Here is a 9,419-nt window from a genome sequence, read left to right on the forward strand (position 1 = left end):
TCGTCGTGCCGTTGGCGGTCACCACGTCCACCACCTCGGGCTGGCCCAAGGTCAGCGTGCCGGTCTTGTCGAAGATCACCACGTCGAGCTTGGTGGCGTCTTCCAGCGCGGAAGCGTTCTTGAACAGGATGCCGTTCATGGCCCCGAGGCCGGTGCCCACCATCACCGCCATTGGCGTAGCCAGGCCGAGCGCGTCGGGGCAGGCGATCACGAAGACGGTGATCGTCAAGGTGAGCGCCAGCAGCACCGTCTGGCCCATCACGAAATACCAGACGCCGAAGGTGGCGAGGCCGATCAGAAAGGCCGCCACCACCAGCCACTGCGAAGCCCTGTCGGCCAGCAGTTGCGCGGGCGCCTTGGAGTTCTGCGCTTGCTGCACCAGTTTGACGATCTGCGCCAGCGCGGTGTCAGCGCCGATCTTCGTGGCGCGGTAGCGGAAGCTGCCGCTCTTGTTGATGGTGGCGCCGATGACGCTGTCGCCGACCGCCTTCTTGACGGGCATCGACTCGCCGGTGAGCATCGATTCGTCGACCTGCGATCCACCTTCGAGCACCTCGCCGTCGACCGGGATCTTGTCGCCCGGGCGGATCAGCACGACGTCGCCCAGCAGTACCTCGGCCGTCGGGACCGTGGCCTCGACGCCGTCGCGCACCACGGTGGCTTTGGGCGGCGCCAGGTCCATCAGCGCCCGGATCGCCTCCGAGGCACCGGCCCGCGCCCGCATCTCGAGCCAGTGGCCGAGCAGGATGAACACCAGCAGCACCGAGACCGCCTCGTAGAACTGCGCGCCTTCGAAGAAGAAGGTGGCACCGACGCTGAACAGGTAGCCCGTGCCGACGCTCAGCACGACGAGGACCGCCATGTTGAGCACGCCATTGCGCAGTGCGCGCGCCGCCGCCACGAAGAAGGGCCAGGCCGGGTAGATGACAGCGCCGCTGGCCAGCAGGAACAGCCACGGATTCAGTGCCAGGCCGAAAGGTGGGCTCAGCTCGATGAAATCCATGCCCATCGGCGCGTACAGGAAGATGGGCACCGTGAAGGCAAGGCAGATCCAGAAGCGGTTGCGCATGTCGCGGGCCATGCCGCGCGCATCCATGCCCGTGCCATGACCCATCTCCTGCGCCATGGCATCCATCGCGCCGTGGTCCATGGGGGCCTCGCCTGCGGGCGGCTTCGCCGCATGGTCGTGGCCGGGTGGGTGCGGGTGCTCGGCAGCGGGCGCACCATGGGGGGCACAGACGTGCCGCGGCACCGACTCGCCGCGGCAGTGGTAGCCACAGTCCTCGATGGCGGAGCGGATGGCCTCCGGCGAGGTTTGGCGGGGATCGAAGCCGACGCTTGCCGACCCGGCCACGTAGTTGACCTGCACGCCGGTCACGCCGGGCAGGCGAGACAACTGCTTCTCGACGCCGTGCGCGGACATCGACGACACCAAGCCGCCGATCTCGAAGTTCATGGTGGTGTTCATGGGTGGGCTTCTTCACGGTTCGGCGTACTCATCGGCCGATCTCCACGCTTTGCCCGAGCCGCGGCACGGTCGCGGGCCAGCCGAGTTCATGCTCGATGCGCTGGCGCAGGGCGTCGGCCGGGCCAGGCTCGCTCAGGCGGTGCTCGGCGCGGTGCCGGTGGTACATCTCGGTCATGTCGATCGCCATCGGGCTGTGCTGCACCACCTGAAAGCCCTCGGGTCGGACCGCCGCAACGCCATCGTGTTCGCGGGCTTCCAAGCCGGCGGCACGCGCGGGGCTCGGCTGCTGGCCTTGATCACGTCGATGTGGCCGGCCGGACGCAGGCGGATGCCCGCGCCGCCGGGGAGGGCAGCCGGCTCGTCGAACGGCAGGGCCTCCAGCCTGCGCAGCGCGCGCTCGGCGTCGTCCTCGATGAGCGGCAAGGCCGGCTGGTGCCTGGACAGCCTGTGTCGATTGGCGAACTCGGCGTCTTCCTCCTGCAGCCGGCCGCTGTCGGGCAGCAGGATGCGGCAGACATCGATCGTCGACGGCGTGTCGAACACCCGGCCGCGCAGGCCCTGCTTGACCAGCAGCGGCAGCGTCCCGGAATGATCGAGGTGGGCGTGCGTCAGCACCACGCCGTCGAGCTGCTTCGGGTCGAACGGGAAGGGCTCCCAGTTCATCACCCGCAGGTTCTTGTAGCCCTGGAACAGGCCACAGTCGACCAGCCAGCGATGGCCCTCGTGCGTGACGAGCGTCTTGGAGCCGGTGACGGTGCCGGCGGCACCGAGGAAGGTGAGGTTCACGGTCCGGCTTTCGGAACGTGCTCAGGCCGGGCGTCGCGCCGCCGCGGACGGGCCGAGCCTGGGGAAGAAGCGAGGGGTGCGCTGCGCGTACCGCTCCCACTCATCGCCAAAGCGGTGGGCCGCTTCGCGCTCCTCGGTGTGGGCCAGCCGCACGTACATCACGCACAGGATCGGGAACATCAGCACCGTCAGCACCGTCGGCCATTGCAGCAAGAAGCCAAACATGATCAGCACGAATGCCGCGTACTGCGGATGCCGGATGCGGGCATAAGCGCCGGTCTGCGCAAGCGTGCCGGCACGCTGGTTCGCATACAGCACCGTCCAGGCGGCGGACAGCAACCAGAACCCGCCGCCGATGAAGGCTGCGCTGAGGATGTGGAACGGCCCGAAGTGCGGGTTGGTGCGCCAGCCGAACATCAGTTCGAGCAGATGACCCGCATCGTGCGAAAGAAAGTCGACGCCTGGGAAGCGGCTGCCCAGCCAGCCTGACAGCAGGTAGATGGTCAGCGGGTAGCCGTACATCTCCGCGAACAGAGCCACCAGGAAGCTCGAGAACGCGCTGAACGAGCGCCAGTCCCGCTTGGACTCGGGCTTCGCGAAACTGAACGCGAAAATGATGAAGACCAGTGAGTTGACGATCACAAGAGACCACAGCCCGTAGGCCGGAGCGCTTTCGTTCGACATGGCGGTTCCTCGTGAAGGGCTCAGTGTTGGTGCGGGGGGCGTGAAGCTCCGGGCTTCGCCGAAGTGGGGCCGCGGCCGGCCGCCGACGGTGGGCCCTCGGATTCAGGGCGACCCTCGCCATGCCTGTGCGCGCCATGGTTGCCATGCAACAGGTGCATCAACGGGCAGGCCGCCAGCAGCAGGAAAGGCAGGGCGCCCATCAGGTGGGCACGGTGCTCGGTGAAGAACAGAAACCCGGCCACGAGCATGAAGCCGAAGAAGACCCAGGGCAGCGCGGCGCCGCGCTGCTGGCTGCGACCGCCCGCCGGATCGGTATGGAATCGATGGTTCGACATGACTCGCCTTCTTGGTTGTCGTCGTGATTCGCCTAGGGCCGCAAGATGGGCAACGCCGCCATGCGCCGTGGAAGGAGTCGGGGGAATGCGTGGCCAGCTGCCTCGGCAGCTGCCACGCGCGCTCGGCCGGTGACGTGCGCCCCCTACAGGGCGCGGCGAATCAAATTCGCAGGCGAGGAGAGATGTCCGGCGGTGTGCGGCACGGCGGCGGATGGGCGAACTGCAAAAGCGTGACGAAGGCCTCGGCGTCGTGCAACCGGAAGTCGCCGATCGGCGCGCCACACCGTGCCACGGTGTCCATCACCATCGGGTATTTGAAGATCAGGGCGGATGAAGACTCGGCCGTCAGGAAGACGGCGGCCTCGCAAACATGATCGCCCCGGCCATCCGCTGGGGCGACGTCCGATGCCTGCGGGCCGTGGCCCGCCGCCGCGTCGTGTGAATCGTGCGCCGCATGATCGTGCACCGCGGTGCTGTGCGATGCACCAGGGGGCATCGGATGCTCGCCGTACGACTCGCACAGCGCCGCACCAGCCATGGCCCGGATGGCGAATACCAGCAGGAACGCAACCCATGCGTCCTTTGGCAATCTGCCTCGCCACTTCGCCATGTTGCCGACATGCTCCAGGAAACAGGCTTCGCGATGAAACCCACGCGACGAGCTTAGCGATGCCGCCCCCCCACCTGTTGATGAAGATCAACCGCGCACGCCAGGGGCTTTCCAGCACGAAGGCGCGCATCGGAACGTCACTGTTAATGCAGCCCGGAGAGGTAACTTGCCATGAGCCGGGCATGGTCTTCCGTCACCCCGAGGTCGGGCATCGCGGTGCCGGGTTTGACCTGCTGCGGAGACTGGATCCATCGCACCAGGTTGTCGGCGGTGTTCGGCAGCCGGCCGGCGATGAGCGTGCGCCGAGCCAGCCCGTCCAGCGGTGAGCCGACGCGCGTGTCCGATCCGGTCACGCCAGGGATCGTGTGGCACGACACGCAGGCGTATTGCCGCAGCGCCAGCTGTGCCCGCGCGTCCGACGGCGGGACGGTGAGCCGCGCGTCGGAATTGCCGAGCCCGCTGCTTGGCAAGGTGCACTGGTCTGCCTGCACGGACGCCATCTGCTCGCCGTAGTCGGTGGGCGAGAGCTCAGGCATGCGTTCGATGAAGCCCACCACCGCCCAGATGTCTTCCTCGGACAGGCGCATGCTCCATGCCGGCATGCCGCTCATGCGGATGCCATGGCGCGTGATCCAGTAGATCTCGCGCGCATGCCAGCGCCGCGCGGCGTCGAGCAAGGGTCCCGGCAGCGGCTGCATGCTCATTCCCACCGGTCCCGGCGCAATTCCGGGACCGCCGTGGCACTGCACGCAGTGGTCCCGGTAGCAGGTGGCCCCGCGCGCGATCAGTCCCGGTTGAGGCGGCGGCGGCACGATGTTCGCCGCGCGGACGCGCACGGCGTACTTCATCGTCGTCTCCAGCAGCCCGTAGACCGGCTGTGTATGTTGCGTCGTCGCGCCCACGTCGTACAGGCCGCGCGTGACCACGAGCACACCGACCACCACCGCCAGCACAAGAGCAGCGGCCACGGTCAGCACGACGGTGGCGAGAGTTCGATTCATCGCGGAAGCAACGGGTGCCGGGGCCACGGGCAATCCGCGCGCCTCATCCACCAGCGGTGGCGGGAACGCTTCTTGATGGTGGGCCGGAATGAGCCCGCTCCTGCGACTTATTTGCCGACCGGCTACCGGAATGGCGCTGGTCTTGCCGGCCTGCCTGAGCCTGGCCGCCTGCGGCGAAGCCGGCGACCCCGGTGCGGCCTACCGGGTCGTGCAAGACGGTCAGCCAGGGCGCGGCCGGGTGCTCCTGTCGCGGTACCAGTGCGGCAGTTGCCACGCCATCCCCGGCGCCGTGAGCCATAGCATCAAGGTCGGCCCTTCGCTGGATGGGTTCGGCCGTCGCAGTTACATCGCGGGCAAGATCCCCAACGGATCGCAGAACCTGCAACGCTGGTTGCAGGACCCGAAGGCCCTGGTCCCGGCGACCACGATGCCCGATGTCGGCGTGTCGCCCGACGACGCGCGCGACCTCGCGGCCTACCTGCTGTCGCTCACCTGAGCGCGCACAGCACCATGGACTGGCTCAACGCGCCCGCAAGCCAGCAAGCGGGCCTGCTCGCGGAAGTGGGGTGGGTGCTCGTCGCCGGGGCAGCGCTGATCTTCCTGCTGACGATGGGGCTGCTGGCGCTCGCGTTGCGACGCCGCAAGCGGGAGATTCCGACGGCGTGGTGGACCGTCGGCGCAGGTATCGCCTTTCCATCCGTGGTGTTGGGTGCGCTCCTGGCATACGCCGTGTTGCGCACCGCTGCGCTGGAGCGGCCGCCGATCGGAGCGCCGGTCGTCATCGGCCTCACCGGGCACCTGTGGTGGTGGGAGATCCGCTACCACGACCCCGCTTCCGGCCGCTGGATCATCGGCGCCAACGAGTTGCATCTGCCCGCCGGGCGCCCCGTCCAGCTGGGCCTGCAGAGCGCGGACGTGATCCACAGCTTTTGGGTCCCCACGCTGGGCGGCAAGATGGACCTGGTGCCCGGACGCACCAACCGGCTGTTCATCACCGCGCTGGCGCCGGGCGTTCACCGCGGTGTCTGCGCCGAATACTGCGGGACCCAGCATGCCCGCATGGCACTGCACGTGGTGGTCGAGACACCCGAGCAGTTCGATCGCTGGTTGGCAGCGCAGTCGGCCGCGGCCCCGGCGCCGACGAACGCGACCCTCGAGCGAAGCCGACGCGCGTTCCTCGACCATGGCTGCGCGGGATGCCATGTGGTCCGCGGCGTGGCGGAGGGCGCTTCTTTGGGCCCCGACCTGACGCATGTCGGCAGCCGGTTGTACCTGGGCGCGGGCACCTTGCCCAATGACCGGGACGCGCTGGCCCGCTGGATCGCGAACCCGCAGGATTTCAAGCCGGGCGCACGCATGCCCTCGTTCCAGCACCTGGACCGCGAGACGCTCGATGCGCTGGCCGACTACCTCTCCCATCTGCGCTGAGGCCTGTTGACGCCGTGAGCCGCCGCCACAGCTTGCCGAACACCCTGCCGCGACCTGCCGACGAATTGCAGCGGCTGGAGCGGGCTTGGCGGCTGCCGCGCGGCTGGCGCGCATTGACGGCCGTCAACAACACCTACATCGGCAAACTCTACATCGGCACTGCGTTCCTGTTTCTGCTGCTGGCGGGTGCGCTGGCGCTGGTGATGCGCGCACAGCTCGCCGTGCCCGAGGCCGGCCTGGTCGGCCCGGACACCTACAACCAGCTCTTCACGATGCACGGCACCGTGATGATGTTCCTGTTCGCCGTGCCGATCGTCGAAGCCGTGGCGGTCTACCTGCTGCCCAACATGCTGGGCGCACGGGACCTGCCATTTCCTCGACTGTCGGCCTATGCGTTCTGGGCCTACGCGTTCGGTGGTCTCGCGTTTTTCTGCACGGTCTTCGTTGGCCTGGCACCCGACGGCGGATGGTTCATGTATCCGCCGCTGACGAGCGGGACCTACTCGCCCGGCCTGAACGCCGACTTCTGGCTGCTCGGCATCGGCTTCATCGAGATCTCGGCCATCGCCGGTGCCGTCGAACTGATCATCGGCCTGCTGATGACGCGTGCGCCCGGCATGACGCTGGGCCGGATGCCGGTCTATGCCTGGGCGATGCTGATCGTCGGGTTGATGATCGTTTTCGCTTTTCCGGCCGTGATTGCGGGCACGGCACTGCTCGAGATGGAACGCGCCTTCGACTGGCCGTTCTTCGACGCCACCCGCGGCGGCGATCCGCTGCTGTGGCAGCACCTGTTCTGGTTCTTCGGCCACCCCGAGGTCTACATCATCTTCCTGCCGGCGGCCGGCATGGTGTCGACCCTGGTGCCCGTGCTGGCCGGCACGCCGCTCGCAGGGCACCGGGCCATCGTCGTTGCTCTGCTCGCGGTCGCCGTCTTCAGCTTCGCGCTGTGGGCGCACCACATGTTCACCGCCGGCCTCGGCTCGCTCTCGCTGAGCTTCGTGTCGGCGGCCAGCCTCGCCGTGGCGATCCCGGCCGGCATGCAGGTCTTCGCCTGGATCGGCACGCTGTGGCGCGGGCGCGTGCGCTACGACACCCAGACGCTGTTCGTGCTGGGCTTCCTCTTCACTTTTGTCTTCGGCGGCCTGACCGGCGTGATGGTCGCGGTGCTGCCCTTCGATTGGCAAGTGCACGACACCTACTTCATCGTGGCGCACCTGCACTATGTGCTGATCGGCGGCGTGGTGTTTCCGCTGTTTGCCGCGCTCTACCACTGGCTGCCGCTGCTCAACGGACATCGGCTCGACGAGCGCGTGGGGCGCTGGGTGTTCGGCCTCGTCTTCGGCGGGTTCCACCTGGCCTTCTTTCCGATGCACATCGCCGGTCTGCTGGGCATGCCCCGGCGCGTCTACACCTACCCCGCCGGCCTCGGGTGGGAGTGGCCGAACCTGCTGTCCACCGCTGGTGCGGCCGTGATCGCCGCCGGTTTGGCCGTTCTTCTGGTCGACACGGTCCGCACGCTGCGCCGGTCACCGCAGTCGCACGGCAACCCCTGGAACGCAGCCACGCTGGAGTGGATACCGTCGGAGAACTACGCGACCCGCAGCATCCCGCAGGTGGAGTCGCGGGACCCGCTGTGGCAACGGCCGACCCTGGCAACCGAAGTTGAGCGCGGACAGCACTGGCTGCCTGGCACCGTCACCGGGCTGCGCGAGACGCTCGTCACCAGTGCCCGTCATGCGGATCTGCGCCACCTCATCGTGTTGCCGGGCCCGAGTTGGTTGCCGGTGGTGGCGGCATTCGGAACCGCCGCCTTCTTCCTGCTGCTCACGGTGAAATGGGTGTGGACGGCGCATGTGTTCGGCCTGGTCACGGTCGGCTGCACGGTCGCCTGGCTGTGGCAAACAGACCGCTTGCCCGCCGCGACGAAGGCGATCATCGGTGAAGGCGTCTGCGTTCCGATCGGCGCGTCGGGCCGCGCCTGCCACTCCTGGTGGGCGACGGTGGTCCTCGTGATCGTCGACATGACGATTTTCGCGTCGATGGGCTTTGCCCATGTCCATGTGGCGATGCGCGCCGATGCCTGTCCACCGCCCGGTGCGGCGCTGCCTCCTTGGCCGGTGCTGCTGGCGACTTGCGGCGGATTCGCGGTGAGCGCGGCGCTTGCCTGGTGGGCCGGTCGGCCGCTGCGCTGGCGCGATCTCGGCCCTTGGCGGGCCTTGTTCTTTCTGGTGGCCGCGGCAATCACCACGACGGCATTCGCCCTGCTGATGAACGCCTACACCGATGCCGGGTTGGCCCCGCGGGCGCATGCATGGGGCGCGACGGTTGCCGCGCTGCTGGCCTATGTCGGCCTGCACGTCATGCTGGTCGTGATCTTCGGCGGCTACTTGACGGCGCGTGCGGCTGCCGGCCTGTTGACCACGCGCCAGCGCGCCACCTTCGACAACAGCCTGCTGCTGTGGAGTTGCGCGTGCGCGCAAGGCATTGCCGCGGCGCTGATGCCGCCGGTGGTCGCATGGGCCATGAGATGAAACAGGGGTCGTTCTTCGGCGTGTTCACGCAGTGAAACATCGGCCGGGACAGCGATCGTGCTGATACCCGAGTTGGCAAACTGGTATTACTGGTCTCATACTGGTTTCTTCCGATGGCATGGCCGGGCGTCGGCTCGGATAGTTCCAGCCAACCGGCGCGCTCGACACAGGGGCGCATCCGGCCTGCAGCACGACGTGCACGCGCACTGGTCTGCAATCCACACAAGCCATTCCCAAGGAGTTGGAACATGTCCGACCAGATCCCCCACCGGCAACGCCGGCTCGACTGGCTGATGGCCCTGTCGGCCGCAGTGGCCGTGGTCGCCGGTGTCGCGCCGACAGCCGCCCTGGCCGCGCCGCTCGCGACCCAGGCTGCCGCCTGCGAGCCCTGGCAAGCCTCGATCGCCTACGTGAAGGACGACACCGCTACACAGAACGGCAAGACCTATCGCGCCAATTGGTGGACACAGGGCGATGACCCCGCCACCCACAACGGCCCGGACGGCAGCGGCCAGCCCTGGACCGAGGTGTCGAGCTGCTCGTCACCCCCACCGCCGCCCCCGCCGCCGCCTC

At 68.1% G+C, this 9,419-nt stretch carries 10 protein-coding genes and 1 pseudogene; 4 read left to right on the forward strand and 7 right to left on the reverse strand.

Going from position 1 to position 9,419, the window contains the following annotated elements; all coding sequences use genetic code 11:
* The 7 genes and pseudogenes from VFY73_RS07220 to VFY73_RS07250 all read right to left on the reverse strand — a co-directional run.
* Positions 1-1,468 (reverse strand): HAD-IC family P-type ATPase (locus tag VFY73_RS07220; RefSeq protein ID WP_329717252.1); only part of this gene is annotated, 1,468 nt, incomplete at its 3' end.
* Between the two features lie 28 nt (positions 1,469-1,496).
* The gene (locus VFY73_RS07225) at positions 1,497-1,655 is read right to left on the reverse strand and encodes a hypothetical protein (protein WP_329717261.1); all 159 of its coding nucleotides are present in this window, start codon (positions 1,653-1,655) and stop codon (positions 1,497-1,499) included.
* Between the two features lie 116 nt (positions 1,656-1,771).
* Positions 1,772-2,254: pseudogene (locus VFY73_RS07230) on the reverse strand (MBL fold metallo-hydrolase); the annotation flags it as partial.
* Between the two features lie 21 nt (positions 2,255-2,275).
* The gene (locus VFY73_RS07235) at positions 2,276-2,938 is read right to left on the reverse strand and encodes an isoprenylcysteine carboxylmethyltransferase family protein (protein ID WP_329717253.1); all 663 of its coding nucleotides are present in this window, start codon (positions 2,936-2,938) and stop codon (positions 2,276-2,278) included.
* Positions 2,939-2,958: 20 nt separating this feature from the next.
* Positions 2,959-3,273 (reverse strand): DUF2933 domain-containing protein, encoded by a 315-nt coding sequence (locus VFY73_RS07240; protein WP_329717254.1) that lies wholly within the window; start codon positions 3,271-3,273, stop codon positions 2,959-2,961.
* 160 nt (positions 3,274-3,433) lie between these two features.
* Positions 3,434-3,883: a hypothetical protein gene (locus tag VFY73_RS07245; protein WP_329717255.1), complete on the reverse strand. Its 450-nt coding sequence runs from the start codon at positions 3,881-3,883 to the stop codon at positions 3,434-3,436.
* Between the two features lie 143 nt (positions 3,884-4,026).
* Positions 4,027-4,884 carry a c-type cytochrome gene (locus VFY73_RS07250; protein ID WP_329717256.1) on the reverse strand — a complete coding sequence of 286 codons (858 nt, stop codon included), beginning with the start codon at positions 4,882-4,884 and terminating at the stop codon, positions 4,027-4,029.
* A 130-nt stretch (positions 4,885-5,014) separates the two neighbouring features.
* Between VFY73_RS07250 and VFY73_RS07255 the strand changes: the two genes are divergently transcribed.
* The 4 genes from VFY73_RS07255 to VFY73_RS07270 all read left to right on the forward strand — a co-directional run.
* Complete coding sequence (locus VFY73_RS07255) at positions 5,015-5,380, forward strand: c-type cytochrome (protein WP_329717257.1); 366 nt, start codon at positions 5,015-5,017, stop codon at positions 5,378-5,380.
* Positions 5,381-5,394: 14 nt separating this feature from the next.
* A complete protein-coding gene (locus tag VFY73_RS07260) occupies positions 5,395-6,312 on the forward strand; it encodes a cytochrome c oxidase subunit II (protein WP_329717258.1) in 918 nt (305 codons plus the stop codon).
* 14 nt (positions 6,313-6,326) lie between these two features.
* A complete protein-coding gene (locus VFY73_RS07265) occupies positions 6,327-8,846 on the forward strand; it encodes a cbb3-type cytochrome c oxidase subunit I (RefSeq protein ID WP_329717259.1) in 2,520 nt (839 codons plus the stop codon).
* Between the two features lie 248 nt (positions 8,847-9,094).
* A partial coding sequence (locus tag VFY73_RS07270) for a carbohydrate-binding protein (RefSeq protein ID WP_329717260.1) occupies positions 9,095-9,419 on the forward strand: 325 nt, incomplete at its 3' end.

This window comes from Ideonella sp., assembly GCF_036277275.1.
GTDB lineage: Bacteria > Pseudomonadota > Gammaproteobacteria > Burkholderiales > Burkholderiaceae_C > Ideonella.

Bases quoted from the DNA above. Each gene is read 5' to 3' on its own strand.
- VFY73_RS07225 (WP_329717261.1), bottom strand. From the start codon at position 1,655: ATGGCGATCGACATGACCGAGATGTACCACCGGCACCGCGCCGAGCAC.
- VFY73_RS07235 (WP_329717253.1), bottom strand. From the start codon at position 2,938: ATGTCGAACGAAAGCGCTCCGGCCTACGGGCTGTGGTCTCTTGTGATC.
- VFY73_RS07240 (WP_329717254.1), bottom strand. From the start codon at position 3,273: ATGTCGAACCATCGATTCCATACCGATCCGGCGGGCGGTCGCAGCCAG.
- VFY73_RS07245 (WP_329717255.1), bottom strand. From the start codon at position 3,883: ATGGCGAAGTGGCGAGGCAGATTGCCAAAGGACGCATGGGTTGCGTTC.
- VFY73_RS07250 (WP_329717256.1), bottom strand. From the start codon at position 4,884: ATGAATCGAACTCTCGCCACCGTCGTGCTGACCGTGGCCGCTGCTCTT.
- VFY73_RS07255 (WP_329717257.1), top strand. From the start codon at position 5,015: ATGGCGCTGGTCTTGCCGGCCTGCCTGAGCCTGGCCGCCTGCGGCGAA.
- VFY73_RS07260 (WP_329717258.1), top strand. From the start codon at position 5,395: ATGGACTGGCTCAACGCGCCCGCAAGCCAGCAAGCGGGCCTGCTCGCG.